Here is a 24440-nt window from a genome sequence, read left to right as displayed (position 1 = left end):
GCTGTTTAGCCCGCTCTCTGCTCCGCCAGGAGGAAAGGCCTTGAAAGACCTACTGAATTTGCTGAAAAACCAGGGTCAAGTCGAAGAGTTCGACGCCATCCGTATTGGGTTGGCATCGCCTGAGATGATCCGTTCGTGGTCGTTCGGTGAAGTTAAAAAGCCGGAAACCATCAACTACCGTACGTTCAAACCTGAGCGTGACGGCCTGTTCTGCGCCAAGATCTTTGGCCCGGTAAAGGATTACGAGTGCCTGTGCGGTAAGTACAAGCGCTTGAAGCACCGTGGTGTGATCTGCGAGAAGTGCGGCGTTGAAGTTGCGCTGGCCAAGGTTCGTCGTGAGCGCATGGCGCACATCGAACTGGCTTCGCCGGTTGCCCACATCTGGTTCCTGAAATCGCTGCCGTCCCGTATCGGCTTGCTGATGGACATGACCCTGCGTGATATCGAACGTGTTCTCTACTTCGAGAGCTATGTCGTTATCGATCCAGGCATGACCACCCTTGAAAAAGGTCAGCTGCTGAACGACGAGCAGTACTTCGAAGCGCTTGAAGAGTTCGGCGACGATTTCGATGCCCGCATGGGTGCCGAAGCTGTCCGCGAGCTGCTGCACGCTATCGACCTGGAGCACGAGATTGGTCGTCTGCGTGAAGAGATTCCGCAAACCAACTCCGAAACCAAGATCAAGAAGCTGTCCAAGCGTCTGAAGTTGATGGAAGCCTTCCAGGGTTCCGGCAACTTGCCAGAGTGGATGGTGCTGACCGTTCTGCCGGTTCTGCCGCCAGACCTGCGTCCGCTGGTACCGTTGGACGGTGGTCGTTTCGCGACGTCCGACCTCAACGACCTGTACCGCCGCGTGATCAACCGTAACAACCGCTTGAAGCGCCTGCTTGATCTGTCCGCTCCGGACATCATCGTGCGCAACGAAAAGCGTATGTTGCAAGAAGCGGTCGATGCCCTGCTCGACAACGGTCGTCGTGGCCGCGCTATCACCGGTTCGAACAAGCGTCCTCTGAAATCCTTGGCTGACATGATCAAGGGTAAGCAAGGTCGTTTCCGTCAGAACTTGCTCGGTAAGCGTGTTGACTACTCCGGTCGTTCGGTAATTACCGTAGGCCCGACCCTGCGTCTGCACCAGTGCGGTCTGCCTAAGAAGATGGCACTCGAGCTGTTCAAGCCGTTCATCTTCGGCAAGCTGGAAATGCGCGGTCTCGCGACCACCATCAAAGCGGCCAAGAAGATGGTCGAGCGCGAACTGCCAGAGGTTTGGGACGTTCTCGCTGAAGTGATTCGCGAACACCCGGTTCTCCTCAACCGTGCACCGACCCTTCACCGTCTGGGTATCCAGGCGTTTGAACCGGTGCTGATCGAAGGTAAGGCTATCCAGCTGCACCCTCTGGTCTGTGCCGCGTACAACGCCGACTTCGACGGCGACCAAATGGCCGTGCACGTACCGCTGACACTGGAAGCCCAGTTGGAAGCGCGTGCGTTGATGATGTCGACCAACAACATTCTGTCGCCAGCCAACGGTGAGCCAATCATCGTTCCGTCTCAGGACGTTGTATTGGGTCTGTACTACATGACTCGTGAAGCGATCAACGCCAAAGGCGAAGGTCGTGTGTTCGCTGACCTGCAAGAAGTTGACCGTGTGTTCCGTGCCGGCGAAGCCGCACTGCACGCCAAGGTCAAGGTGCGGATCCACGAAACCGTCAACGACCGTGACGGCGGCAGCGTGAGCAACACCCGTATCGTCGACACTACTGTCGGCCGTGCGCTGTTGTACCAGGTTGTGCCAAAAGGTCTGTCGTACGACGTCGTCAACCTGCCGATGAAGAAAAAGGCGATCTCCAAGCTGATCAACCAGTGCTACCGCGTGGTTGGTTTGAAAGAGACCGTTATCTTCGCTGACCAGTTGATGTACACAGGTTTCGCTTACTCGACTATCTCCGGCGTTTCCATCGGCGTTAACGACTTCGTTATCCCGGATGAAAAAGCCCGCATCATCAGTGCTGCCACTGACGAAGTGAAAGAGATCGAGAGCCAGTACGCCTCCGGCCTGGTAACCCAGGGCGAGAAGTACAACAAGGTGATCGACCTTTGGTCCAAGGCCAACGACGAAGTGTCCAAGGCGATGATGGCCAACCTCTCGAAAGAGAAAGTCATCGACCGTCACGGCGACGAAGTTGACCAAGAGTCCTTCAACTCGATGTACATGATGGCCGACTCGGGCGCACGGGGTTCTGCTGCGCAGATCCGTCAGCTCGCCGGTATGCGTGGCCTGATGGCCAAGCCGGACGGTTCCATCATCGAAACGCCGATCACTGCGAACTTCCGTGAAGGTTTGAGCGTACTTCAGTACTTCATCTCCACTCACGGTGCTCGTAAGGGTCTTGCGGATACCGCGTTGAAAACCGCTAACTCCGGTTACCTGACTCGTCGTCTGGTAGACGTTGCACAAGATCTGGTTGTAACCGAGATCGATTGCGGCACCGAGCACGGCCTGCTGATGACGCCGCACATTGAAGGCGGTGACGTTGTAGAGCCGCTGGGTGAGCGCGTATTGGGTCGTGTTATTGCCCGTGACGTGTTCAAGCCAGGTACCGAGGAAGTTATCGTTCCTGCCGGCACCCTGGTTGACGAGAAGTGGGTCGAGTTCATCGAACTCAACAGCATCGACGAAGTGATCGTTCGCTCGCCGATCAGCTGCGAAACCCGCTACGGCATCTGCGCCAAGTGCTATGGCCGTGACTTGGCTCGTGGTCACCAGGTGAACATCGGTGAAGCGGTCGGCGTTATCGCTGCCCAGTCCATCGGTGAGCCGGGTACCCAGCTGACCATGCGTACGTTCCACATCGGTGGTGCGGCAAGCCGGACCTCCGCAGCTGACAGCGTTCAGGTGAAGAATGGCGGTACCGTCCGTCTGCATAACCTCAAGCACGTTGAGCGAGTGGATGGTCACCTGGTTGCTGTGTCCCGTTCCGGTGAGCTGGCCATCGCTGATGACTACGGTCGTGAGCGTGAGCGTTACAAGCTGCCGTACGGTGCTGTGATTTCGGTTAAAGAAGGTGACAAGGTCGACGCTGGCGCAATCGTGGCCAAGTGGGATCCGCACACTCACCCAATCGTTACCGAAATGAAAGGTACCGTGACCTACGTGGGCATGGAAGAAGGCATCACGATCAAGCGTCAGACTGACGAATTGACCGGTATGACCAACATTGAAGTACTCGACGCCAAAGATCGTCCAGCTGCCGGCAAAGACATCCGTCCTGCCGTGAAGATGGTCGACGACAACGGCAAGGACCTGTTGCTGCCAGGCACTGACGTAATCGCTCAGTACTTCCTGCCAGCCAACGCCCTGGTCGGTGTAGCGGATGGTGCGAAGATCGCGATCGGTGATGTTATCGCGCGTATCCCGCAAGAAACTTCGAAGACTCGTGACATCACCGGTGGTCTGCCGCGTGTTGCCGACTTGTTCGAAGCTCGTCGTCCGAAAGAAGCGTCGATTCTGGCTGAAGTCAGCGGCACCATCGCGTTCGGTAAAGAGACCAAGGGCAAGCGCCGTCTGGTCATTACCCCGAACGACGGTAGCGATCCGTATGAAGAGCTGATTCCGAAGTGGCGTCACCTGAACGTTTTCGAAGGCGAACAGGTAAACCGCGGCGAAGTTATCTCCGACGGCCCGAGCGATCCACACGACATCCTGCGTCTGCTGGGTGTGAGTGCGCTGGCCAAGTACATCGTTAACGAGATCCAGGACGTTTACCGTCTGCAGGGCGTGAAGATCAACGACAAGCACATCGAGACCATCCTGCGTCAGATGCTGCGTAAAGTTGAAATCGCTGAATCCGGCGATTCCAGTTTCATCAAGGGCGACCAGATGGAACTGACTCACGTACTGGTAGAAAACGAGCGCCTGGCGAACGAAGAGAAATTCGTTTCCAAGTTCACTCGCGTGTTGCTGGGTATCACCAAGGCGTCGTTGTCCACTGAGTCGTTCATCTCGGCGGCCTCCTTCCAGGAGACCACTCGCGTACTGACCGAAGCAGCGGTAACCGGCAAGCGCGATTACCTGCGCGGCCTGAAAGAAAACGTAGTCGTGGGTCGTCTGATCCCGGCGGGTACCGGTTTGGCTTATCACAGCGAACGTAAGCGTCGCCGTGATGCTGACAAGCCGCTGCGCGTAAGCGCCAGTGAAGTGGAAGCTGCACTGACCGAAGCGCTGAACTCAAGCGGTAACTGAGTTCTGCGGTAGATGAGGCTGGGCCCTGACACTCCCGTTCGTCGGATCGAGGCATTTTTGCCCCGGTTCGACGCGAGGGGAGGTCGGGGCCTTGCCTTGACTGGGGACAAGATCCTCTTTAGACTCTTGTACCCCTAAATTTGGCGGGAATTCGTTCCTGCCATTTTGCTTTTCTTGCAAGACAATAGCGTCGCAAGACAACAGTGGAGCTAGTAGATGGCAACTATCAACCAGCTGGTACGTCAGCCGCGTAAGCGTATCGTCGAGAAATCCGACGTACCTGCGCTGCAGAACTGCCCGCAACGTCGTGGCGTATGCACCCGTGTGTATACCACCACGCCGAAAAAACCTAACTCGGCACTGCGTAAAGTATGCCGTGTGCGTCTGACCAACGGTTTCGAGGTTTCCTCGTACATCGGCGGTGAAGGCCACAACCTGCAAGAGCACAGCGTGGTACTGATCCGTGGCGGTCGTGTAAAAGACTTGCCAGGTGTTCGTTATCACACCGTACGTGGCTCCTTGGATACTTCCGGCGTTAAAGGTCGTAACCAGGGTCGTTCGAAGTACGGTACCAAGAAGCCTAAGTAGTAGCGGCTTTTTGTAAACCTGAATCATCTTATTTTCTGAGTCGATAAGAGTAAGGTCGGAGGCGTCCCGAAAGGGCACCGATTCCGAGCGAACCTGAAGACCGTTTGAGGGCTTATCCATGCCAAGAAGACGCGTAGCAGCCAAGCGCGAAGTGCTTGACGATCCAAAATACGGAAGCCAAATTCTGGCCAAGTTCATGAACCACGTGATGGAAAGCGGCAAGAAAGCCGTTGCCGAGCGTATCGTTTATGGCGCGCTGGAAAAGGTTAAAGAACGCAAGAACAGCGACCCCCTGGAAATCTTCGAGAAAGCTCTCGACGCCATCGCTCCGCTGGTCGAAGTGAAGTCGCGCCGTGTAGGCGGTGCTACTTACCAGGTTCCGGTTGAAGTTCGCCCGTCCCGTCGTAACGCTCTGGCAATGCGCTGGTTGGTAGACTTCGCCCGTAAGCGCGGCGAGAAGTCTATGGCTCTGCGTTTGGCCGGCGAACTGTTGGACGCTGCTGAAGGTAAAGGTGCTGCTGTTAAGAAGCGTGAAGACGTGCACCGTATGGCTGAAGCCAACAAAGCTTTCTCGCACTACCGCTTCTAATTTTAGCTTCACTAATTTTGCGAGGGCTTTATGGCTCGTACTACTCCGATTAGCCGCTACCGTAACATCGGTATCGTCGCTCACGTGGATGCTGGTAAAACCACCACCACCGAGCGCGTACTGTTTTACACCGGCAAAAGTCACAAAATGGGCGAGGTGCATGACGGCGCCGCGACCACAGACTGGATGGTTCAGGAGCAGGAGCGTGGTATTACCATTACTTCTGCTGCCATTACCGCCTTCTGGAAAGGTTCCGAGAAGCAGTACAAAGACGAGCATCGCTTCAACGTAATCGATACCCCGGGCCACGTAGACTTCACTATTGAAGTTGAGCGTTCCCTGCGCGTACTCGACGGCGCTGTCGTTGTGTTCTGCGGTACCTCGGGTGTTGAGCCTCAGTCGGAAACCGTATGGCGTCAGGCCAACAAGTACGGCGTTCCACGTCTTGTTTATGTAAACAAGATGGACCGTGCTGGTGCCAACTTCCTGCGCGTGATCGGTCAGATCAAGCAGCGTCTGGGTCACACTCCGGTGCCTATCCAGTTGGCTATCGGTTCCGAAGACAACTTCCAGGGTCAGATCGATCTGATCAACATGGAAGCTGTTTACTGGAATGATTCCGACAAAGGTATGGTTCCTGTTCGCAAGCCTATCCCTGAAGAGCTTCAGGAGCTGGCTGACGAGTGGCGCAACAACATGGTTGAGGCTGCGGCCGAAGCCAGCGAAGAGCTGATGAACAAATACCTCGAAGGTGAAGAACTCACCAACGTGGAAATCAAGGCCGCTCTGCGTCAGCGTACTATCGCTGGTGAGATCGTCCTGGCTGTTTGCGGTTCCTCGTTCAAGAACAAGGGTGTTCCCCTGGTTCTCGACGCCGTTATCGACTACCTGCCTGCTCCAACCGACATTCCTGCTATCAAGGGTTCCAACCCTGATAACGAGGAAGAAGAAATGGAGCGTCACGCCGATGACAACGAGCCGTTCTCGGCTCTGGCGTTCAAGATCGCTACCGACCCATTCGTGGGTACTTTGACCTTCGTTCGCGTTTACTCGGGCGTGTTGGCCTCCGGCGACGGCGTGATCAACTCGGTTAAAGGCAAGAAAGAGCGCGTGGGTCGTATGGTGCAAATGCACGCAAACGCCCGTGAAGAGATCAAGGAAGTACGCGCTGGTGACATCGCGGCCCTGATCGGCATGAAGGACGTCACCACTGGTGAGACTTTGTGCGACGCTGCCAAGCCAATCATCCTGGTTCGCATGGACTTCCCGGAGCCGGTTATTTCGGTTGCCGTAGAGCCTAAGACCAAGGATGACCAGGAAAAAATGGGTATCGCTCTGGGCAAGCTTGCTCAGGAAGATCCATCTTTCCGCGTCAAGACTGATGAAGAGACTGGTCAAACGATCATCTCCGGCATGGGCGAGCTGCACTTGGACATCCTGGTTGACCGGATGCGCCGTGAGTTCAACGTCGAAGCCAACATCGGTAAGCCTCAGGTTTCCTATCGTGAGCGCATCACGAAGAACTGCGAAATCGAAGGCAAGTTCGTTCGTCAATCCGGCGGTCGTGGTCAGTTCGGTCACTGCTGGATCCGTTTTGCTCCTGCTGACGAAGGTCAGGAAGGTCTGCAATTCGTGAACGAAGTAGTAGGTGGTGTTGTTCCTAAGGAATACATCCCTGCTATCCAGAAGGGTATCGAAGAGCAGATGAAGAACGGTGTTGTTGCCGGCTATCCGCTGATCGGCCTGAAAGCAACCGTTTTTGACGGTTCTTACCACGACGTCGACTCCAACGAGATGGCGTTTAAGGTGGCTGCTTCCATGGCAACCAAGCAACTGGCCCAGAAGGGCGGTGGTGAGTTGCTTGAGCCAATCATGGCGGTAGAAGTTGTTACACCTGAAGACTATATGGGTGATGTCATGGGCGACCTTAACCGTCGTCGCGGCATGATCTTGGGTATGGAAGACACGGTTTCCGGCAAAGTGATTCGCGCCGAGGTTCCGTTGGGTGAGATGTTCGGTTATGCGACCGACGTTCGCTCCATGTCCCAGGGTCGCGCAAGCTACTCTATGGAATTCAAAAAATACAACACAGCTCCGGCGCACATCGCTGAAACTGTATCCAAAAAACAAGGCTGATTCAGTCCTTTAGGCAAGGAGTTAATTGTCGTGGCTAAAGAAAAATTTGATCGTTCCCTACCGCACGTAAACGTTGGCACCATCGGCCACGTTGACCACGGTAAAACCACTCTGACCGCTGCTCTGACTCGCGTCTGCTCCGAAGTTTTCGGTTCGGCTCGTGTTGACTTCGACAAGATCGACAGCGCACCAGAAGAAAAAGCTCGTGGTATCACCATCAACACCGCGCACGTTGAGTACAACTCGACTATTCGTCACTACGCTCACGTTGACTGCCCAGGTCACGCTGACTATGTGAAGAACATGATCACTGGTGCTGCCCAGATGGACGGCGCGATCCTGGTTTGCTCGGCCGCTGATGGTCCGATGCCACAAACCCGTGAGCACATCCTGCTGTCCCGCCAGGTTGGCGTTCCGTACATCGTGGTTTTCCTGAACAAGGCTGACCTGGTAGACGACGCTGAGCTGCTGGAACTGGTTGAGATGGAAGTGCGCGATCTGCTGAGCACTTACGACTTCCCGGGCGACGACACTCCGATCATCATCGGTTCTGCTCGTATGGCTCTGGAAGGCAACGACGAAAACGAAATGGGCACCACTGCCGTTCGTAAACTGGTTGAAACTCTGGACAGCTACATCCCAGAACCAGTTCGTCTGACCGACAAGCCGTTCCTGATGCCAATCGAAGACGTATTCTCGATCTCCGGTCGCGGTACTGTTGTGACTGGTCGTATCGAGCGCGGTATCGTTCGCGTTCAGGATCCACTGGAAATCGTTGGTCTGCGTGACACTACTGTCACCACCTGCACCGGTGTTGAAATGTTCCGCAAACTGCTCGACGAAGGTCGTGCTGGCGAGAACTGCGGCGTTCTGCTGCGTGGTACCAAGCGTGACGACGTTGAGCGTGGCCAGGTTCTGGTTAAGCCGGGTTCGGTCAAGCCGCACACCAAGTTCACCGCAGAAGTTTACGTTCTGAGCAAAGAAGAAGGCGGCCGTCATACTCCGTTCTTCAAAGGCTACCGTCCACAGTTCTACTTCCGTACTACTGACGTGACCGGTAACTGCGAATTGCCAGAAGGCGTTGAAATGGTAATGCCAGGCGATAACATTCAAATGACTGTTACCCTGATCAAAACCATCGCAATGGAAGACGGTCTGCGCTTCGCTATCCGTGAAGGCGGCCGTACCGTTGGTGCTGGCGTTGTAGCTAAAATCATCGAGTAATCTCTCTTTTGAGTGAGCTCTGATGTTTTGAAAAGGCCCCCGCTTAGCGGGGGCCTTTTTTATTGGGTTGACACCTATCTAGGGCGTCTATAGAATTGCGCCTCCTTTTAACGGGCGTATTGCGCCCGGTGGGAATAGCAGCCGGAGTCTGAAATCCAATGCAAAATCAGCAAATCCGTATCAGGTTGAAGGCTTTTGACCATCGCCTGATCGACCAATCCACCCAGGAAATCGTGGAAACCGCGAAACGTACTGGTGCTCAAGTGCGTGGTCCAATTCCACTGCCTACCCGTAAAGAGCGGTTCACCGTTCTGGTCTCCCCGCACGTCAACAAAGACGCGCGTGACCAGTACGAGATCCGTACTCATAAGCGCGTACTGGACATCGTCCAGCCAACGGATAAAACCGTTGATGCACTTATGAAACTCGATCTGGCGGCCGGTGTGGAAGTACAGATCAGCCTCGGCTAAGACTTGGGTCTTAGTCGTGTAACGCTCTGAAATGGGCGGCCATAGCGGGTGAAAGCCCCGTACACTCATGAGGTTTACAACATGACTATTGGTGTAGTCGGTCGTAAATGCGGTATGACCCGTATTTTCACCGAAGAAGGTGTCTCCATTCCGGTCACGGTCATTGAGATCGAACCGAATCGCGTCACCCAGTTCAAAACTGAAGAAACCGATGGCTATCGTGCAGTGCAAGTCACTGTCGGCGAGCGTCGTGCTTCGCGCGTGACTGCTGCTCAAGCAGGTCACTTCGCTAAAGCAAACGTTGCAGCTGGTCGTACTGTCATGGAGTTCCGTCTTGAAGACGGCGACTACCAGGCTGGCGATCTGATCAACGCTGAAATCTTCGCCGCTGGTCAACTGGTTGATGTAACCGGTCAGTCCAAGGGTAAAGGCTTCCAGGGTACGATCAAGCGTTGGAATTTCCGTGGTCAAGACAACACTCACGGTAACTCCGTTTCCCACCGCGTCCCGGGCTCTATTGGCCAGTGCCAGACTCCTGGTCGTGTATTCAAGGGCAAAAAAATGTCCGGTCATATGGGCGCTGAGCGCGTGACCGTGCAGTCCCTCGAAGTAGTGCGCGTCGACGCTGAACGCAATCTGTTGTTGGTCAAGGGTGCTGTTCCTGGCGCTACTGGCGGCAACCTGGTTGTACGTCCAGCGGCCAAGGCTCGCGGTTAAGGGGAAGCTGACATGCAATTAAATGTAAATGACGCTCAAGCGATCGAAGTTTCCGAACTGACATTTGGCGGCGAATTCAACGAGACGCTCGTTCACCAAGCAGTCGTGGCCTACATGGCCGGCGGCCGTCAAGGTAGCAAGCAGCAAAAGACCCGTTCCGACGTACGTGGTGGCGGTAAGCGCCCTTGGCGTCAGAAAGGCACTGGCCGTGCTCGTGCCGGTACTATCCGTAGCCCAATCTGGCGTGGCGGCGGTACCACTTTCGCAGCTCGTCCACAGGATCACTCTCAGAAGCTCAACAAGAAGATGTACCGCGCAGCACTGCGCTCCATCCTTGCTGAACTCGTGCGTACTGATCGTCTGGTCGTGGTTCAGGACTTCGCTGTTGAAAGTCCAAAAACCAAAGATCTGCTGGGCAAACTGAACAACATGAGCCTGACCGACGTTTTGATCGTGTCCGAAGCTGTTGATCAGAACCTGTACCTGGCTGCTCGCAACCTGCCACACGTTGATGTACGTGACGTGCAAGGTTCCGATCCAGTTAGTCTGATCGCATACGACAAGGTGTTGATCACCGTGTCGGCCGTGAAGAAATTCGAGGAGCTGCTGGGATGAACCAGGAACGCGTATTTAAAGTTCTGCTTGGCCCGCACGTTTCCGAAAAGGCTACGGTTCTGGCTGACAAGAAAGGCCAGTTCGTTTTCAAGGTTGCAACTGACGCAACCAAGCTGGAAATCAAGAAGGCCGTCGAAAGCCTGTTCAGCGTGAAAGTAGAGCGTGTTACTACCCTGAATGTTCTGGGTAAGAGCAAGCGCACTGCTCGCGGTCTGGGCAAGCGTAATGACTGGAAGAAGGCGGTTATCTCCCTTCAGCCAGGCCAAGATCTCGATTTCAGCAGCAGTGCTGAGTAAGGAAGGGGTGCATCATGGCAATCGTTAAATGCAAACCGACTTCCCCTGGCCGCCGTTTTGTGGTCAAGGTGGTCAACCAGGAGCTGCATAAAGGCGCTCCTCACGCACCGCTGCTCGAGAAAAAATCGAAGTCTGGTGGTCGTAACAACAATGGTCGTATTACCACTCGTCACATCGGTGGTGGCCATAAGCAGCATTATCGTCTGGTCGACTTCCGTCGCAACGACAAAGATGGCATCGCTGCCACTGTCGAGCGTATCGAATACGATCCAAACCGTACTGCTCACATCGCTCTGCTGCTGTACGCAGATGGCGAGCGTCGCTACATCATCGCCCCTAAAGGCGTGAGTGCTGGCGACCAGCTGATCGCAGGTGCTCTGGCACCGATCAAGCCGGGCAACGCTCTGCAACTGCGTAACATTCCAGTTGGTAGCACCGTACACGGCATCGAATTGAAGCCAGGTAAAGGCGCACAGATCGCTCGTTCCGCTGGTGCTTCGGCTCAGTTGATCGCTCGTGAAGGTGTCTACGTGACCCTGCGTCTGCGTTCTGGTGAGATGCGTAAAGTACTGGCTGAATGCCGTGCGACCCTGGGCGAAGTCTCGAACTCCGAGCACAGCCTGCGTTCGTTGGGTAAAGCTGGTGCCAAACGCTGGCGTGGCGTTCGCCCAACCGTTCGTGGTGTTGCCATGAACCCGGTTGACCACCCACACGGTGGTGGTGAAGGTCGTACCTCTGGTGGTCGTCATCCGGTATCGCCATGGGGCTTCCCGACTAAGGGCGCGAAGACTCGTGGTAATAAGCGTACCGACAAAATGATCGTCCGTCGTCGCAAGTAAATAGAGGGATACGACAGTGCCACGTTCTCTGAAAAAAGGTCCTTTTATTGATCTTCACCTACTGAAGAAGATCGAAGTGGCGGCGGAAAAGAACGATCGCAAACCAGTTAAGACCTGGTCGCGTCGTTCGATGATCCTGCCACAAATGGTCGGTCTGACCATCGCAGTACACAACGGTCGTCAACACGTCCCAGTTCTCGTTAACGAAGACATGGTCGGCCACAAACTGGGCGAGTTTGCCGGTACCCGCACTTATCGTGGGCACGTGGCAGACAAGAAAGCCAAGCGTTAAGGGGTTAGGAAATGGAAGTAGCCGCTAAGTTGTCGGGCGCTCGAATCTCCGCCCAGAAAGCCCGCTTGGTCGCCGACCAGATCCGCGGGAAGAAGGTGGGCGAAGCGCTCAACCTGTTGGCTTTCAGCAGTAAGAAAGCCGCCGAGATCATGAAGAAAGTGCTGGAGTCGGCCGTAGCCAACGCCGAGCATAACGAAGGCGCAGACGTTGATGACCTGAAGGTCAGCACCGTTTTCGTCAACGAAGGGCGTTCGCTGAAGCGCATCATGCCACGTGCCAAAGGCCGTGCTGATCGCATCGTCAAGCGGTCTTGCCATATCACTGTCAAGGTTGCTGACAAGTAACGGAGTCGAAGAGATGGGTCAGAAAGTACATCCCATTGGCATTCGCCTGGGAATCGTCAAGGAGCACACCTCCGTCTGGTACGCAGACGGTCGGACTTATGCGGACTACTTGTTCGCTGATCTGAAGGTGCGTGAGTATCTCCAAGACAAACTAAAAAGCGCGTCCGTAAGCCGTATCGATATCCATCGTCCGGCGCAAACTGCACGTATCACCATCCACACCGCTCGTCCAGGTATCGTTATCGGGAAGAAAGGTGAAGATGTTGAGAAACTGCGTCAGGACCTGACCAAGCAAATGGGTGTGCCTGTGCACATCAATATCGAAGAGATCCGCAAGCCGGAGCTCGACGGTATGCTGGTTGCGCAGAGCGTAGCTCAGCAGCTGGAGCGTCGCGTAATGTTCCGTCGCGCTATGAAGCGCGCCGTACAGAACGCCATGCGCATTGGTGCCAAAGGCATCAAAATCCAAGTGAGCGGTCGTCTCGGCGGTGCTGAAATCGCACGTACTGAATGGTATCGCGAAGGTCGTGTGCCACTGCACACCCTGCGTGCCGACATCGACTATGCCAACTACGAAGCTCACACCACTTACGGTGTGATCGGTGTAAAGGTTTGGATCTTCAAAGGCGAAGTAATTGGTGGTCGCCAAGAAGAACTGAAACCACAAGCACCAGCGCCTCGTAAAAAAGCTGCTAAGTAAGGGGTACGCCAAATGTTGCAACCTAAGCGTACGAAGTTCCGCAAGCAGATGACAGGCCACAACCGTGGTCTGGCTCAGCGCGGTAGCAAAGTCAGCTTCGGCGAGTTCGCGCTGAAGTCTGTAGCTCGTGGTCGTCTCACCGCTCGTCAGATCGAGTCAGCGCGTCGTGCTCTGACCCGTCACGTAAAACGTGGCGGCAAGATCTGGATCCGTGTATTCCCGGACAAGCCGATCTCCAAAAAACCTCTCGAGGTTCGGATGGGTAAAGGTAAGGGTAACGTGGAATACTGGGTAGCCCAGATTCAGCCAGGCAAAGTCCTGTATGAAATCGAGGGTGTTTCTGAAGAGCTGGCGCGTGAGGCTTTCGCCCTGGCTGCTGCAAAGCTGCCGCTCGCCACCTCCTTTGTTAAACGGACGGTGATGTGATGAAAGCGAATGAACTTCGTGAAAAATCCGCACAGCAGCTGAACGAGCAACTGCTCGGCCTGCTGCGCGACCAGTTCAATCTGCGTATGCAGAAAGCAACTGGCCAGTTGGGGCAGTCTCATCTGCTCTCGCAAGTTAAGCGTGACATCGCTCGCGTGAAGACTGTGCTCAACCAGCAGGCAGGTAAGTGATCATGGCTGAAGCCGAAAAGACTGTCCGTACGCTGACTGGCCGTGTTGTCAGCGACAAGATGGACAAAACCATCACCGTTTTGATCGAGCGTCGCGTTAAGCACCCGATCTACGGTAAATATGTTAAGCGTTCGACTAAGCTGCACGCGCACGACGAAACCAATCAGTGCCACATCGGCGACAAAGTCACTATTCGTGAAACTCGTCCGATGGCCAAGACCAAGTCTTGGGCACTGGTTGATGTTCTCGAACGCGCTGTGGAAGTCTAAGGACTAGGGGTCGGAGAAATTATATGATTCAGACTCAATCCATGCTCGATGTGGCCGATAACAGCGGCGCTCGCCGTGTTATGTGCATCAAGGTGCTGGGTGGCTCCCATCGTCGTTACGCTGGTATCGGTGACATCATCAAAGTTACCGTGAAGGAAGCAATTCCTCGCGGTAAGGTGAAAAAAGGCCAAGTGATGACTGCTGTTGTAGTCCGCACTCGTCACGGCGTACGTCGTGCTGATGGCTCCATTATCCGCTTTGATGGCAACGCTGCTGTTCTTCTGAACAACAAGCAAGAGCCGATCGGCACCCGTATCTTTGGGCCAGTGACCCGTGAACTTCGTACTGAGAAGTTCATGAAGATCGTCTCGCTCGCCCCAGAAGTGCTGTAAGGAGATCCGACATGCAAAAGATTCGTCGTGACGACGAGATCATCGTGATCGCCGGCAAAGACAAAGGTAAGCGCGGTAAGGTGCTTAAGGTTCTCGCTAATAACCGTCTGGTTATCGGTGGTCTGAACCTGGTCAAGCGTCATACCAAGCCTAACCCGATGTCGGGCGTGCAGGGCGGTATCGTCGAGAAAGAAGCTCCGCTGGACGCTTCTAACGTCGCCATCTTCAACGGCGAAACCAACAAGGCTGACCGCGTTGGTTTCAAAGTAGAAGACGGTAAGAAAATTCGTGTCTTCAAGTCGACCCAAAAAGCGGTTGATGCTTGAACACTGCTAGGTAGATTAGACCATGGCACGACTACAAGAGATTTACCGGAAGGAAATCGCCCCTAAGCTTAAGGAAGAACTTAAGCTCGGGAACGTGATGGAAGTTCCGCGCGTCACCAAAATCACCCTGAACATGGGTCTGGGCGAAGCGATCGGCGACAAAAAAGTCATCGAGCACGCTGTTGCTGACCTGGAAAAGATCACCGGTCAAAAAGTCGTTGTGACTTACGCTCGGAAATCCATCGCTGGCTTTAAAGTCCGTGAAGGTTGGCCGATCGGCGTCAAAGTGACTCTGCGCCGTGAGCGTATGTACGAATTCCTGGATCGTCTGCTGTCGATCTCCCTGCCTCGGGTCCGCGACTTCCGCGGCCTGAATGCCAAGTCCTTCGATGGTCGTGGTAACTACAGCATGGGCGTTAAAGAGCAGATCATCTTCCCGGAAATCGACTACGACAAGATCGATGCTCTCCGCGGTCTGGACATCACCCTGACCACCACTGCCAAGAACGATGATGAAGGCCGCGCTCTGCTGCGTGCGTTCAAATTCCCGTTCCGCAACTGATTGGAGTAGGACCATGGCCAAGATGAGCATGAAAAACCGCGAGCTGAAGCGTCAGCTCACGGTTGCCAAGTACGCCAAGAAGCGTGCAGCACTGAAAGCAATCATCGTTGATCTGAACGCAAGTCCAGAAGCGCGTTGGGAAGCTACAGTCGCTCTGCAGAAGCAGCCACGTGACGCAAGCGCTTCGCGCATGCGTAACCGCTGCCGCCTGACCGGTCGTCCACACGGCGTTTACCGCAAGTTCGGCCTCGGCCGTAACAAACTGCGTGAAGCGGCAATGCGTGGTGACGTACCAGGTCTGGTTAAAGCCAGCTGGTAAGTACTTTCAGCGTCCAGGTGGTCGGAATCGCAAGATACTGACCGCCGGTGACCTTGAATCTGGATCAAGCCCCTTTTGGGGCTTGTTTCATTTCTGGAGTGTGTCTAAAATACGCGGCTCGCCTGAGCCCGTGTTTTTTGTGCTCGGAGATTCTCGGCGACATATGTAGCCGCAAGGCTAATTTTTTTGTATTAGGAGCGTCTAGCCCATGAGTATGCAGGACCCGTTAGCGGACATGCTAACTCGTATCCGTAATGCCCAGATGGCTGAAAAGTCCGTCGTAAGCATGCCATCTTCCAAGTTGAAGGTAGCTGTTGCCAAAGTCCTGAAAGACGAAGGCTACATTGCGGGTTATCAGATCAGCAGCGAAATCAAACCACTGCTGTCCATCGAGCTGAAGTACTTCGAAGGCCGTTCGGTCATCGAGGAAGTGAAGCGCGTTAGCCGTCCAGGCCTGCGTCAGTACAAGTCCGCTGAAGATCTGCCGAAAGTTCGTGGCGGTCTGGGCGTGTCTATCGTCTCCACCAACAAAGGTGTGATGACGGATCGTGCTGCGCGCGCTGCCGGTGTCGGCGGCGAAGTTCTTTGCACTGTGTTCTAAGGGGGGATAAGCATGTCTCGCGTCGCTAAGAACCCCGTTAAGCTGCCAGCCGGTGTCGAAGTCAAATTCGCAGGCCAACAGCTTTCGGTGAAGGGTGCCAAGGGTACTCTTGAACTGAACATCCATTCGTCCGTTGAGATCGTTGAAGAAGCTGGTGAGCTGCGTTTCGCTGCTCGCAATGGCGATCAACAAACTCGCGCAATGGCCGGTACCACGCGTGCGTTGGTAAACAACATGGTCCAAGGCGTAAGCCAAGGCTTCGAGCGTAAGCTCCAGCTGGTCGGTGTTGGTTACAAAGCGCAAGCAAAAGGCACGGTTTTGAACCTTGCCCTTGGCTTCTCGCACCCAGTGGATTACGAACTGCCAGCGGGCATCACTGCTGAGACTCCTAGCCAGACCGATATCCTGATCAAGGGCATCGACAAGCAGCTGGTAGGTCAAGTGGCCGCTGAGATCCGCGACTTCCGTCCACCAGAGCCGTACAAAGGCAAAGGTGTGCGCTACGCGGACGAAGTCGTCCGTCGTAAAGAAGCCAAGAAGAAGTAGGGCATAGCAAATGACCGACAAAAAAGTTACTCGACTGCGTCGCGCTCGCAAAGCACGCCTGAAAATGCACGAACTCGAAGTCGTGCGTCTCTGCGTGTTCCGCTCGTCGCAGCACATCTACGCCCAGGTCATCTCGGCCGACGGCAACAAAGTCCTGGCAAGCGCTTCGACTTTGGATAAAGAACTGCGTGATGGTGCCACTGGCAACATCGACGCGGCCACAAAGGTTGGCCAGCTGGTCGCTACGCGTGCTAAGGCCGCTGGCGTCTCGCAAGTGGCTTTCGACCGCTCTGGCTTCAAGTACCACGGCCGCGTGAAAGCGCTGGCTGATGCTGCTCGTGAAGCTGGGCTGGAGTTCTAAGTTATGTCAAATAACGACCAAAAGCGCGACGAAGGCTACATTGAGAAGCTGGTTCAAGTTAACCGCGTAGCCAAAACCGTTAAAGGCGGCCGTATCTTCACTTTCACCGCGTTGACCGTGGTGGGTGATGGTAAAGGGCGTGTTGGCTTCGGCCGTGGCAAGTCACGTGAAGTGCCTGCCGCGATCCAGAAGGCAATGGAAGCTGCTCGCCGCAACATGATCCAGGTTGATCTGAACGGCACCACTCTGCAGTACGCAATGAAGTCCGCTCACGGCGCTTCGAAGGTGTACATGCAGCCTGCTTCTGAAGGTACCGGTATCATCGCTGGCGGCGCTATGCGTGCTGTCCTCGAAGTTGCTGGCGTTCAGAACGTTCTGGCCAAGTGCTACGGCTCGACTAACCCGGTAAACGTGGTTCACGCCACTTTCAAGGGTCTGAAAGCTATGCAATCTCCTGAGTCCATCGCTGCCAAGCGTGGTCTGACTGTCAAGGAGATCTTCTGATCATGGCTACCGTTAAAGTAACGCTGATCAAAAGCATGACCGGCCGCATCCCTAACCACAAACTGTGTGTTAAAGGTTTGGGTCTGCGTCGCATCGGTCACACTGTAGAAGTCCTGGATACTCCCGAGAATCGCGGGATGATCAACAAGGCTTACTACATGCTGCGTGTAGAGGGTTAATCGATGAAACTCAATGATCTGAGTCCAGCGCCGGGTTCCCGTCGCGAAAAGCATCGTCCGGGCCGTGGTATCGGTAGCGGTTTGGGTAAGACTGGTGGCCGTGGCCACAAAGGTCAAACCTCCCGTTCCGGTGGCACCATCGCTCCAGGCTTTGAAGGCGGTCAACAGCCGCTGCATCGTCGCCTGCCTAAGTTCGGTTTCGTATCCCTGAAAGCCATGGACCGCGCAGAAGTGCGTCTGTCCGAGCTGGCTAAAGTGGAAGGCGACATCGTTACTGTGCAGACCCTGAAAGATGCCAACGTGATCAACGTCAACGTACAGCGTGTGAAAATCATGCTGTCCGGTGAAGTGACTCGCGCTGTCACTATCGGCAAGGGAATCGGCGCCACCAAAGGTGCGCGTTCGGCTATCGAAGCAGCTGGCGGCAAGTTCGAGGAATAAATGGCTAAGCAAGGTGCTCTCTCAGCGCTCGGCAAAGGCGGTATGTCTGAACTTTGGGCTCGTCTGCGTTTTCTGTTCCTGGCGATTATCGTCTACCGAATAGGCGCACACATCCCGGTTCCAGGTATCAACCCGGACCGACTCGCAGACCTGTTTCGACAGAATGAGGGGACCATTCTTAGCTTGTTCAACATGTTTTCCGGCGGCGCGCTGGAGCGGATGAGCATCTTTGCACTGGGGATCATGCCGTATATCTCGGCATCGATCATCATGCAGCTGATGACAGCCGTCAGCCCGCAGCTGGAGCAGTTGAAGAAGGAAGGTGAAGCTGGCCGTCGCAAGATTAGCCAGTACACCCGCTACGGCACTGTCGTCCTCGCCCTGGTTCAAGCTATCGGCATGTCCGTTGGCCTGGCAGGGCAGGGCGTTGCGTTCACTGGTGACTTTGGCTTCCATTTCGTCGCGGTATCCACGTTTGTGGCTGGTGCGATGTTCATGATGTGGCTGGGTGAGCAGATTACTGAGCGTGGTGTTGGCAACGGTATCTCGATGTTGATTTTCGCAGGTATCGTCGCCGGTCTTCCGAGAGCAATCGGGCAGTCTTTCGAGTCTGCGCGTCAGGGTGATATCAATATCTTCGCCTTGGTTGCCATCGGTTTGCTGGCAGTAGCGATTATCGGTTTTGTGGTGTTCATTGAGCGTGGCCAGCGTCGTATTGCTGTTCACTACGCCAAGCGTCAGCAGGGCCGTAAGGTCTTTGCTGCGCAGACCAGCCACTTGCCGCTGAAAGTGAATATGGCCGGTGTTATTCCGGCAATTTTCGCGAGCAGCATCTTGCTGTTTCCGGCTTCGTTGGGTACCTGGTTTGGTCAGTCTGAAAATATGGGCTGGCTGCAGGACCTCTCTCAGTCGATCGCTCCTGGTCAGCCGTTGAATATTCTGCTGTTTAGTGCAGGGATTATTTTCTTCTGCTTCTTCTATACGGCGTTGATGTTCAATCCGAAAGACGTAGCGGAAAACCTGAAGAAGTCCGGTGCCTTTATTCCGGGCATCCGTCCAGGTGAGCAGTCGGCACGCTACATTGATGGCGTTCTGACCCGTTTGACCCTGTTCGGTGCTCTATATATGACGGCCGTGTGCTTGTTGCCCCAGTTCCTGGTGGTTGCAGCAAACGTTCCGTTCTACCTTGGCGGGACCTCGTTGCTGATCGTGGTCGTGGTTGTGATGGACTTCATGTCCCAAGTACAATCGCACCTCGTTTCGCACCAGTACGAATCCCTGATGAAGAAAGCCAACCTGAAGGGCTACGGCAGCGGCATGTTGCGCTGAGTACCCCATAAGGTTCGAGGAGTTGGTGATGAAAGTTCGTGCATCGGTGAAAAAGCTGTGCCGTAACTGCAAGATTATTCGCCGCGAAGGTGTTGTTCGAGTAATTTGCAGCGCGGAACCGCGTCACAAACAGCGCCAAGGCTGAGTGTGATCCGCTTGAAGCCCGGCAGCTAGTGCGCTGCCGGGTTGATTATTTGTTATTACAGCGATATTATCTCGCGCCCTATTTCTTGGCTTCCGGGGCGTAGGTAGCTGTCAATTGGAGTCCCACTGAATGGCCCGTATTGCAGGCGTTAACATTCCAGATAACAAGCACACTGTTATCTCGCTGACCTACATCTATGGTGTTGGTCGCACTACTGCGCAGAAAATTTGCGCAGTTGCTGGGGTAAACCCAGCCGCTAAGATCAAGGATCTGAGCGACGAGCAGATTGAACAGCTGCGTGGCGAAGTGGCGAAGTTCACCACTGAAGGTGACCTGCGTCGCGAAATCAACATGAAAATCAAGCGTTTGATGGACCTCGGTTGCTATCGCGGTCTGCGTCATCGTCGTGGTCTTCCAGTACGCGGTCAGCGTACCAAGACTAACGCGCGTACCCGTAAAGGTCCGCGTAAGCCGATCCGCAAGTAATCGCCCCAGCGAATCGACAGGAAAATTATCATGGCAAAACCTGCTGCTCGTCCTCGTAAAAAAGTTAAAAAGACAGTGGTTGATGGCATCGCCCACATCCATGCATCTTTTAACAACACCATCGTGACCATCACCGACCGTCAAGGTAACGCGCTTTCTTGGGCTACCTCCGGTGGTTCGGGTTTCCGCGGTTCCCGCAAGTCCACCCCGTTTGCTGCTCAAGTAGCTGCTGAACGTGCTGGTCAAGCTGCGCTGGAATATGGCCTGAAAAACCTCGACGTTAACGTCAAAGGTCCAGGTCCAGGTCGTGAGTCTGCTGTCCGTGCTTTGAACGGCTGTGGCTATAAGATCGCCAGCATCACCGACGTGACGCCAATCCCGCACAACGGGTGCCGTCCGCCGAAGAAGCGCCGCGTGTAATCCAGGAGATTGTAAAGAATGGCTCGTTACATTGGTCCAAAATGCAAACTCGCTCGTCGCGAAGGCACCGATCTCTTCCTGAAGAGCGGCGTGCGCGCGATCGAATCGAAGTGCAACATTGAAGCAGCACCTGGTATCCACGGCCAACGCCGCGGTCGCCAGTCCGACTACGGCACCCAACTGCGTGAAAAGCAGAAGGTCCGTCGTATCTACGGCGTTCTCGAGCGTCAGTTCAGCGGCTACTACAAAGAAGCTGCTGGCAAGAAAGGTGCAACCGGTGAAAACCTGCTGCAACTGCTCGAATGCCGTTTGGACAACGTTGTATACCGTATGGGCTTTGGTTCGACTCGTGCCGAATCCCGTCAGCTGGTATCGCACAAGTCGATCAGCGTTAACGGTCAGACCGTAAACGTTCCGTCCTACCAGGTTCGTGCTGGTGACGTGGTCGCAGTTCGCGAGAAAGCAAAAAACCAACTTCGCATTGTCCAAGCTCTCGATCTGTGTGCCCAACGTGGCCGCGTAGAATGGGTAGAAGTAGACACTGAGAAGAAGTCGGGCGTTTTCAAGAACGTTCCTGCTCGCAGTGATCTGTCCGCCGACATCAACGAAAGCCTGATTGTCGAGCTCTACTCCAAGTAAGGGCTAGAAAATAGGTGCATCCATGCAGATTTCGGTAAATGAGTTCCTGACACCCCGCCACATTGATGTGCAGGTTGTCAGTCCAACCCGCGCCAAAATTACTCTCGAGCCTCTCGAGCGTGGTTTTGGCCACACCCTGGGCAACGCGCTGCGCCGCATCCTGTTGTCCTCAATGCCCGGCTGTGCAGTAGTCGAGGCCGAGATTGACGGTGTGCTCCACGAGTACAGCGCCATCGAAGGTGTACAGGAAGACGTAATTGAAATCCTGTTGAACCTTAAAGGTCTGGCTATCAAGCTGCACGGCCGTGACGAAGTTACGCTGACCTTGTCGAAGAAGGGTTCGGGGGTGGTTACCGCTGCCGATATTCAGCTGGATCATGATGTCGAGATCGTTAACCCCGATCACGTAATCGCTAACCTGGCGTCTAACGGCGCCCTGAACATGAAGCTCACTGTAGCTCGTGGTCGTGGTTATGAACCGGCCGACTCGCGTCAGAGCGATGAAGACGAAAGCCGCAGCATTGGTCGCTTGCAGCTTGACTCTTCGTTCAGCCCGGTTCGCCGTATCGCATACGTGGTGGAAAACGCCCGTGTCGAGCAGCGTACTAACCTGGACAAGCTGGTTATTGATCTGGAAACCAACGGTACCCTGGATCCTGAAGAGGCTATCCGCCGCGCTGCAACCATTCTGCAACAGCAGTTGGCTGCGTTCGTCGACCTCAAAGGTGACAGCGAACCAGTGGTAATCGAGCAGGAAGACGAGATCGATCCGATCCTGCTTCGCCCGGTTGACGATCTGGAACTGACTGTACGTTCGGCTAACTGCCTTAAGGCGGAAAACATTTACTACATCGGTGACCTGATCCAGCGCACCGAAGTAGAACTGTTGAAGACTCCGAACCTGGGCAAGAAATCCTTGACCGAAATCAAGGACGTTCTGGCCTCCCGCGGTCTGTCCCTCGGCATGCGCCTCGACAACTGGCCGCCTGCAAGTCTTAAGAAGGACGACAAGGCGACTGCCTGATCGTCGTAATCACCGAACGTGAGTTTGGTAAGGAATGAACCATGCGTCATCGTAAAAGTGGTCGTCACCTGAGCCGTACCAGCTCGCACCGCAAGGCCATGTTCCAAAACATGGCGGTGTCGCTGTTCGAGCACGAGCTGATCAAAACTACACTGCCGAAAGCTAAAGAACTGCGTCGCGTTGCTGAGCCGCTGATCACTTTGGCCAAGACAGACAGCCTGGCTAACCGCCGTCTGGCTTTCGACCGTACTCGTTCGAAAGCTATCGTTGGTAAGCTCTTCAACGACCTGGGTAAGCGTTACGCTACCCGTGAGGGCGGCTACCTGCGCATCCTCAAGTGCGGTTTCCGCGCTGGCGACAACGCGCCTATGGCGTACGTCGAGTTGGTTGATCGTGCTACTGCCGGCGAAGCTGTAAGCGCCGAGTAATACGACAAGCTGCAACGAAGAACCGGGCCTAGTGCCCGGTTTTTTGTGCGCGTAACAAAAGCGCGTTGCGTACAAGAATCTTCAGGCGACACGCTTCACTATAAGCGTCGGGCATGTTGGTAGTTATTTTCTATTGAAGCCTACAATTTAATGAATTTGTAGGTGTCATGTGGATGGTCAATACTCCCTCCAAGCCGATTAGCCGGCAGTTTCAAGCCCGACCTGAGGAAGATGCGCATGAGCCAGAATAAAGTCCTTACCACCGCCAGCGGCGCGCCCGTTGCGGACAATCAGAACTCACGTTCCGCCGGCCCTCGTGGCCCCTTGCTGCTCGACGATTTTCACCTGATCGAGAAGCTCGCTCACTTCAACCGTGAAAACATCCCTGAGCGTCGCGTGCACGCCAAAGGTTCGGGTGCCTTCGGTACCTTCACGGTGACAAAAGACATTACCCAATACACCAGCGCCAAATTGTTCGAGTCCGTTGGCAAGCAGACCCCTACGTTCTTGCGTTTCTCCACGGTGGGTGGGGAGCGCGGTTCGGCCGACACTGAGCGCGATCCACGTGGTTTCGCCTTGAAGTTCTACACCGAGGAAGGCAACTGGGACATCGTCGGTAACAACACCCCTGTGTTCTTTATCCGTGATCCGCTGAAGTTCCCGGATTTTATCCACACCCAGAAACGCCTGCCGCAGAGCAACCTGAAAAGCGCGCAAATGATGTGGGATTTCTGGTCGCACTCCCCTGAGGCGTTGCACCAGGTCACTATCCTGTTTTCGGACCGCGGGATTCCAGACGGCTACCGTCACATGCACGGTTTCGGCAGCCACACTTACAGCCTGATCAACGCCCAGGGCGAGCGTCATTGGGTGAAGTGGCACTACAAGACCAAGCAAGGCATTAAAAACCTGGCTCCGGCCGAGGCTGCGCGCTTGGCGGGTACCGATCCTGACTACGCCCAGCGCGATCTGTTTGGTGCAATCGAGCGCGGTGACTTCCCCAAGTGGCGCGTGTGCATCCAGATCATGACCGAGGCACAGGCGAACGCCCATTACGAGAACCCGTTTGACGTGACCAAGACCTGGTCGCAAAAAGAATTCCCGTTGATTGAAGTGGGTGAGTTGGAGCTCAATCGTAATCCGCAGAACTACTTCGCCGAAGTCGAGCAGGCCGCATTTGGCCCAAGCAACATGGTCCCAGGCGTTGGCCTGTCGCCAGACCGTATGCTCCAAGGTCGAGTTTTCGCCTACGCCGATGCTCACCGTTATCGTGTGGGCACTAACCACCAGCAACTGCCGGTGAACGCACCACGTAGCCCGGTTAACAGCTACCAGCGTGACGGTTCCATGGCTTTTGGCAGCAATGGTGGGGCGGCTCCGAACTACGAGCCAAACAGCTATGCCGACGCACCGAAACAAGCCCCGCAATATGCAGAGCCAGCACTGGCCCTGAGCGGCGCCGCCGATCGTTACGATCACCGCGAAGATACGGACTACTACAGCCACGCCGGTGCGCTGTTCCGTCTGATGAATGATGAGCAGAAAGCCCTGCTCACCAATAACATCGCCGGTGCTATGGGTGGCGTTTCCAGCGATGTGGTCCAGCGTCAACTGCAGCACTTCTATAAGGCCGACCCGGCTTACGGAGACGCAATCGCAAGGGCACTGGGTGTATCGCTTAACTGACTCTAAACGATAAGCAGAACCGCCCTCATTTGGGCGGTTTTTGCGTTATTTCAGCTACTTTTCTCCGGAAATCTTCACTTTTCTGCCGTTTGTCCCGTGACCTTCAAGTCAGCATG

The 24440-nt window shown here is 54.9% G+C and carries 34 protein-coding genes; all 34 read left to right on the top strand.

What is annotated here, in order from left to right:
• Positions 1-40: 40 nt before the first annotated feature.
• The 34 genes from rpoC (at position 41) to ACTJLA_RS06440 (ending at position 24324) form a co-directional block, all read left to right on the top strand.
• Complete coding sequence (gene rpoC / locus ACTJLA_RS06605; protein ID WP_003194653.1) at positions 41-4240, top strand: DNA-directed RNA polymerase subunit beta'; 4200 nt, start codon at positions 41-43, stop codon at positions 4238-4240.
• A 216-nt stretch (positions 4241-4456) separates the two neighbouring features.
• The gene (rpsL, locus tag ACTJLA_RS06600; protein WP_002555494.1) at positions 4457-4828 is read left to right on the top strand and encodes a 30S ribosomal protein S12; all 372 of its coding nucleotides are present in this window, start codon (positions 4457-4459) and stop codon (positions 4826-4828) included.
• A gap of 118 nt (positions 4829-4946) precedes the next feature.
• Positions 4947-5417 (top strand): 30S ribosomal protein S7, encoded by a 471-nt coding sequence (gene rpsG / locus ACTJLA_RS06595; protein WP_002555493.1) that lies wholly within the window; start codon positions 4947-4949, stop codon positions 5415-5417.
• Between the two features lie 30 nt (positions 5418-5447).
• Positions 5448-7553 (top strand): elongation factor G, encoded by a 2106-nt coding sequence (fusA, locus tag ACTJLA_RS06590; RefSeq protein ID WP_003194651.1) that lies wholly within the window; start codon positions 5448-5450, stop codon positions 7551-7553.
• A 30-nt stretch (positions 7554-7583) separates the two neighbouring features.
• A complete protein-coding gene (gene tuf, locus ACTJLA_RS06585) occupies positions 7584-8777 on the top strand; it encodes an elongation factor Tu (RefSeq protein WP_005791980.1) in 1194 nt (397 codons plus the stop codon).
• A gap of 158 nt (positions 8778-8935) precedes the next feature.
• Positions 8936-9247 (top strand): 30S ribosomal protein S10, encoded by a 312-nt coding sequence (gene rpsJ, locus ACTJLA_RS06580; RefSeq protein ID WP_003186070.1) that lies wholly within the window; start codon positions 8936-8938, stop codon positions 9245-9247.
• 81 nt (positions 9248-9328) lie between these two features.
• Positions 9329-9964 carry a 50S ribosomal protein L3 gene (gene rplC / locus ACTJLA_RS06575; RefSeq protein WP_003194649.1) on the top strand — a complete coding sequence of 212 codons (636 nt, stop codon included), beginning with the start codon at positions 9329-9331 and terminating at the stop codon, positions 9962-9964.
• 12 nt (positions 9965-9976) lie between these two features.
• Positions 9977-10579 (top strand): 50S ribosomal protein L4, encoded by a 603-nt coding sequence (rplD, locus tag ACTJLA_RS06570; protein WP_003176424.1) that lies wholly within the window; start codon positions 9977-9979, stop codon positions 10577-10579.
• Positions 10576-10875: a 50S ribosomal protein L23 gene (gene rplW, locus ACTJLA_RS06565; RefSeq protein WP_002555488.1), complete on the top strand. Its 300-nt coding sequence runs from the start codon at positions 10576-10578 to the stop codon at positions 10873-10875. Before rplD ends, rplW begins: the two co-directional genes overlap by 4 nt.
• A 14-nt stretch (positions 10876-10889) precedes the next feature.
• Positions 10890-11714, top strand: coding sequence for a 50S ribosomal protein L2 (gene rplB, locus ACTJLA_RS06560; protein WP_003186055.1), 825 nt, complete (start codon positions 10890-10892; stop codon positions 11712-11714).
• Between the two features lie 16 nt (positions 11715-11730).
• Positions 11731-12006 (top strand): 30S ribosomal protein S19, encoded by a 276-nt coding sequence (gene rpsS / locus ACTJLA_RS06555; RefSeq protein WP_002555486.1) that lies wholly within the window; start codon positions 11731-11733, stop codon positions 12004-12006.
• Positions 12007-12017: 11 nt separating this feature from the next.
• Positions 12018-12350 (top strand): 50S ribosomal protein L22, encoded by a 333-nt coding sequence (gene rplV, locus ACTJLA_RS06550; RefSeq protein ID WP_003103908.1) that lies wholly within the window; start codon positions 12018-12020, stop codon positions 12348-12350.
• Between the two features lie 13 nt (positions 12351-12363).
• On the top strand, positions 12364-13050 hold the full coding sequence (rpsC, locus tag ACTJLA_RS06545) for a 30S ribosomal protein S3 (RefSeq protein WP_003176422.1): 687 nt from the start codon (positions 12364-12366) through the stop codon (positions 13048-13050).
• Between the two features lie 12 nt (positions 13051-13062).
• The gene (gene rplP, locus ACTJLA_RS06540; RefSeq protein ID WP_003176421.1) at positions 13063-13476 is read left to right on the top strand and encodes a 50S ribosomal protein L16; all 414 of its coding nucleotides are present in this window, start codon (positions 13063-13065) and stop codon (positions 13474-13476) included.
• Positions 13476-13667, top strand: a complete 192-nt coding sequence (gene rpmC, locus ACTJLA_RS06535) for a 50S ribosomal protein L29 (RefSeq protein ID WP_002555481.1) — start codon at positions 13476-13478, stop codon at positions 13665-13667. Before rplP ends, rpmC begins: the two co-directional genes overlap by 1 nt.
• Before the next feature lie 2 nt (positions 13668-13669).
• Entirely contained in the window at positions 13670-13936 is a 267-nt protein-coding gene (gene rpsQ, locus ACTJLA_RS06530; RefSeq protein WP_003194644.1) for a 30S ribosomal protein S17, read from the top strand.
• Between the two features lie 23 nt (positions 13937-13959).
• The gene (gene rplN, locus ACTJLA_RS06525; RefSeq protein WP_002555479.1) at positions 13960-14328 is read left to right on the top strand and encodes a 50S ribosomal protein L14; all 369 of its coding nucleotides are present in this window, start codon (positions 13960-13962) and stop codon (positions 14326-14328) included.
• An 11-nt stretch (positions 14329-14339) separates the two neighbouring features.
• Complete coding sequence (gene rplX / locus ACTJLA_RS06520) at positions 14340-14654, top strand: 50S ribosomal protein L24 (RefSeq protein ID WP_003176416.1); 315 nt, start codon at positions 14340-14342, stop codon at positions 14652-14654.
• A gap of 22 nt (positions 14655-14676) precedes the next feature.
• Complete coding sequence (rplE, locus tag ACTJLA_RS06515; protein ID WP_003194642.1) at positions 14677-15216, top strand: 50S ribosomal protein L5; 540 nt, start codon at positions 14677-14679, stop codon at positions 15214-15216.
• Positions 15217-15229: 13 nt separating this feature from the next.
• Positions 15230-15535, top strand: a complete 306-nt coding sequence (gene rpsN, locus ACTJLA_RS06510) for a 30S ribosomal protein S14 (RefSeq protein WP_003176414.1) — start codon at positions 15230-15232, stop codon at positions 15533-15535.
• Positions 15536-15743: 208 nt separating this feature from the next.
• A complete protein-coding gene (gene rpsH, locus ACTJLA_RS06505) occupies positions 15744-16136 on the top strand; it encodes a 30S ribosomal protein S8 (RefSeq protein WP_003176413.1) in 393 nt (130 codons plus the stop codon).
• Positions 16137-16148: 12 nt separating this feature from the next.
• Entirely contained in the window at positions 16149-16682 is a 534-nt protein-coding gene (gene rplF, locus ACTJLA_RS06500; RefSeq protein ID WP_003194640.1) for a 50S ribosomal protein L6, read from the top strand.
• Positions 16683-16692: 10 nt separating this feature from the next.
• Positions 16693-17043, top strand: coding sequence for a 50S ribosomal protein L18 (rplR, locus tag ACTJLA_RS06495; protein WP_003186037.1), 351 nt, complete (start codon positions 16693-16695; stop codon positions 17041-17043).
• A 3-nt stretch (positions 17044-17046) separates the two neighbouring features.
• The gene (gene rpsE / locus ACTJLA_RS06490) at positions 17047-17547 is read left to right on the top strand and encodes a 30S ribosomal protein S5 (protein WP_003176409.1); all 501 of its coding nucleotides are present in this window, start codon (positions 17047-17049) and stop codon (positions 17545-17547) included.
• 2 nt (positions 17548-17549) lie between these two features.
• The gene (gene rpmD / locus ACTJLA_RS06485) at positions 17550-17726 is read left to right on the top strand and encodes a 50S ribosomal protein L30 (protein ID WP_003186033.1); all 177 of its coding nucleotides are present in this window, start codon (positions 17550-17552) and stop codon (positions 17724-17726) included.
• A gap of 3 nt (positions 17727-17729) precedes the next feature.
• Positions 17730-18167 (top strand): 50S ribosomal protein L15, encoded by a 438-nt coding sequence (gene rplO / locus ACTJLA_RS06480; protein WP_003176407.1) that lies wholly within the window; start codon positions 17730-17732, stop codon positions 18165-18167.
• Positions 18168-19496 (top strand): preprotein translocase subunit SecY, encoded by a 1329-nt coding sequence (gene secY, locus ACTJLA_RS06475; protein ID WP_003194637.1) that lies wholly within the window; start codon positions 18168-18170, stop codon positions 19494-19496.
• 28 nt (positions 19497-19524) lie between these two features.
• Complete coding sequence (gene rpmJ, locus ACTJLA_RS06470) at positions 19525-19641, top strand: 50S ribosomal protein L36 (RefSeq protein ID WP_002555468.1); 117 nt, start codon at positions 19525-19527, stop codon at positions 19639-19641.
• Between the two features lie 129 nt (positions 19642-19770).
• On the top strand, positions 19771-20127 hold the full coding sequence (gene rpsM, locus ACTJLA_RS06465) for a 30S ribosomal protein S13 (protein WP_003194635.1): 357 nt from the start codon (positions 19771-19773) through the stop codon (positions 20125-20127).
• Positions 20128-20157: 30 nt separating this feature from the next.
• Positions 20158-20547, top strand: a complete 390-nt coding sequence (gene rpsK / locus ACTJLA_RS06460; RefSeq protein ID WP_002555466.1) for a 30S ribosomal protein S11 — start codon at positions 20158-20160, stop codon at positions 20545-20547.
• Between the two features lie 18 nt (positions 20548-20565).
• Positions 20566-21186 (top strand): 30S ribosomal protein S4, encoded by a 621-nt coding sequence (rpsD, locus tag ACTJLA_RS06455; protein ID WP_003176404.1) that lies wholly within the window; start codon positions 20566-20568, stop codon positions 21184-21186.
• A gap of 22 nt (positions 21187-21208) precedes the next feature.
• Positions 21209-22210, top strand: coding sequence for a DNA-directed RNA polymerase subunit alpha (locus tag ACTJLA_RS06450; RefSeq protein WP_003176403.1), 1002 nt, complete (start codon positions 21209-21211; stop codon positions 22208-22210).
• A gap of 41 nt (positions 22211-22251) precedes the next feature.
• Complete coding sequence (gene rplQ / locus ACTJLA_RS06445; RefSeq protein WP_003176402.1) at positions 22252-22638, top strand: 50S ribosomal protein L17; 387 nt, start codon at positions 22252-22254, stop codon at positions 22636-22638.
• Positions 22639-22875: 237 nt separating this feature from the next.
• Positions 22876-24324: a catalase gene (locus ACTJLA_RS06440; protein WP_034125919.1), complete on the top strand. Its 1449-nt coding sequence runs from the start codon at positions 22876-22878 to the stop codon at positions 24322-24324.
• Positions 24325-24440: the final 116 nt, after the last annotated feature.

The organism is Pseudomonas sp. 22072 (assembly GCF_052046095.1).
GTDB classification, from domain to species: domain Bacteria; phylum Pseudomonadota; class Gammaproteobacteria; order Pseudomonadales; family Pseudomonadaceae; genus Aquipseudomonas; species Aquipseudomonas paracarnis.
The sequence above is the reverse complement of the archived record's forward strand: the minus strand, read 5'-3'. Positions and strand labels throughout refer to the sequence as shown.

What these genes read in the sequence shown, in the direction of transcription:
- rpsL (WP_002555494.1), top strand. Translation starts at nt 4,457, where the DNA reads ATGGCAACTATCAACCAGCTGGTACGTCAGCCGCGTAAGCGTATCGTC.
- rpsG (WP_002555493.1), top strand. Translation starts at nt 4,947, where the DNA reads ATGCCAAGAAGACGCGTAGCAGCCAAGCGCGAAGTGCTTGACGATCCA.
- fusA (WP_003194651.1), top strand. Translation starts at nt 5,448, where the DNA reads ATGGCTCGTACTACTCCGATTAGCCGCTACCGTAACATCGGTATCGTC.
- rpsJ (WP_003186070.1), top strand. Translation starts at nt 8,936, where the DNA reads ATGCAAAATCAGCAAATCCGTATCAGGTTGAAGGCTTTTGACCATCGC.
- rplC (WP_003194649.1), top strand. Translation starts at nt 9,329, where the DNA reads ATGACTATTGGTGTAGTCGGTCGTAAATGCGGTATGACCCGTATTTTC.
- rplD (WP_003176424.1), top strand. Translation starts at nt 9,977, where the DNA reads ATGCAATTAAATGTAAATGACGCTCAAGCGATCGAAGTTTCCGAACTG.
- rplW (WP_002555488.1), top strand. Translation starts at nt 10,576, where the DNA reads ATGAACCAGGAACGCGTATTTAAAGTTCTGCTTGGCCCGCACGTTTCC.
- rplB (WP_003186055.1), top strand. Translation starts at nt 10,890, where the DNA reads ATGGCAATCGTTAAATGCAAACCGACTTCCCCTGGCCGCCGTTTTGTG.
- rplV (WP_003103908.1), top strand. Translation starts at nt 12,018, where the DNA reads ATGGAAGTAGCCGCTAAGTTGTCGGGCGCTCGAATCTCCGCCCAGAAA.
- rpsC (WP_003176422.1), top strand. Translation starts at nt 12,364, where the DNA reads ATGGGTCAGAAAGTACATCCCATTGGCATTCGCCTGGGAATCGTCAAG.
- rplP (WP_003176421.1), top strand. Translation starts at nt 13,063, where the DNA reads ATGTTGCAACCTAAGCGTACGAAGTTCCGCAAGCAGATGACAGGCCAC.
- rpmC (WP_002555481.1), top strand. Translation starts at nt 13,476, where the DNA reads ATGAAAGCGAATGAACTTCGTGAAAAATCCGCACAGCAGCTGAACGAG.
- rpsQ (WP_003194644.1), top strand. Translation starts at nt 13,670, where the DNA reads ATGGCTGAAGCCGAAAAGACTGTCCGTACGCTGACTGGCCGTGTTGTC.
- rplN (WP_002555479.1), top strand. Translation starts at nt 13,960, where the DNA reads ATGATTCAGACTCAATCCATGCTCGATGTGGCCGATAACAGCGGCGCT.
- rplX (WP_003176416.1), top strand. Translation starts at nt 14,340, where the DNA reads ATGCAAAAGATTCGTCGTGACGACGAGATCATCGTGATCGCCGGCAAA.
- rplE (WP_003194642.1), top strand. Translation starts at nt 14,677, where the DNA reads ATGGCACGACTACAAGAGATTTACCGGAAGGAAATCGCCCCTAAGCTT.
- rpsN (WP_003176414.1), top strand. Translation starts at nt 15,230, where the DNA reads ATGGCCAAGATGAGCATGAAAAACCGCGAGCTGAAGCGTCAGCTCACG.
- rpsH (WP_003176413.1), top strand. Translation starts at nt 15,744, where the DNA reads ATGAGTATGCAGGACCCGTTAGCGGACATGCTAACTCGTATCCGTAAT.
- rplF (WP_003194640.1), top strand. Translation starts at nt 16,149, where the DNA reads ATGTCTCGCGTCGCTAAGAACCCCGTTAAGCTGCCAGCCGGTGTCGAA.
- rplR (WP_003186037.1), top strand. Translation starts at nt 16,693, where the DNA reads ATGACCGACAAAAAAGTTACTCGACTGCGTCGCGCTCGCAAAGCACGC.
- rpsE (WP_003176409.1), top strand. Translation starts at nt 17,047, where the DNA reads ATGTCAAATAACGACCAAAAGCGCGACGAAGGCTACATTGAGAAGCTG.
- rpmD (WP_003186033.1), top strand. Translation starts at nt 17,550, where the DNA reads ATGGCTACCGTTAAAGTAACGCTGATCAAAAGCATGACCGGCCGCATC.
- rplO (WP_003176407.1), top strand. Translation starts at nt 17,730, where the DNA reads ATGAAACTCAATGATCTGAGTCCAGCGCCGGGTTCCCGTCGCGAAAAG.
- secY (WP_003194637.1), top strand. Translation starts at nt 18,168, where the DNA reads ATGGCTAAGCAAGGTGCTCTCTCAGCGCTCGGCAAAGGCGGTATGTCT.
- rpmJ (WP_002555468.1), top strand. Translation starts at nt 19,525, where the DNA reads ATGAAAGTTCGTGCATCGGTGAAAAAGCTGTGCCGTAACTGCAAGATT.
- rpsM (WP_003194635.1), top strand. Translation starts at nt 19,771, where the DNA reads ATGGCCCGTATTGCAGGCGTTAACATTCCAGATAACAAGCACACTGTT.
- rpsK (WP_002555466.1), top strand. Translation starts at nt 20,158, where the DNA reads ATGGCAAAACCTGCTGCTCGTCCTCGTAAAAAAGTTAAAAAGACAGTG.
- rpsD (WP_003176404.1), top strand. Translation starts at nt 20,566, where the DNA reads ATGGCTCGTTACATTGGTCCAAAATGCAAACTCGCTCGTCGCGAAGGC.
- ACTJLA_RS06450 (WP_003176403.1), top strand. Translation starts at nt 21,209, where the DNA reads ATGCAGATTTCGGTAAATGAGTTCCTGACACCCCGCCACATTGATGTG.
- rplQ (WP_003176402.1), top strand. Translation starts at nt 22,252, where the DNA reads ATGCGTCATCGTAAAAGTGGTCGTCACCTGAGCCGTACCAGCTCGCAC.
- ACTJLA_RS06440 (WP_034125919.1), top strand. Translation starts at nt 22,876, where the DNA reads ATGAGCCAGAATAAAGTCCTTACCACCGCCAGCGGCGCGCCCGTTGCG.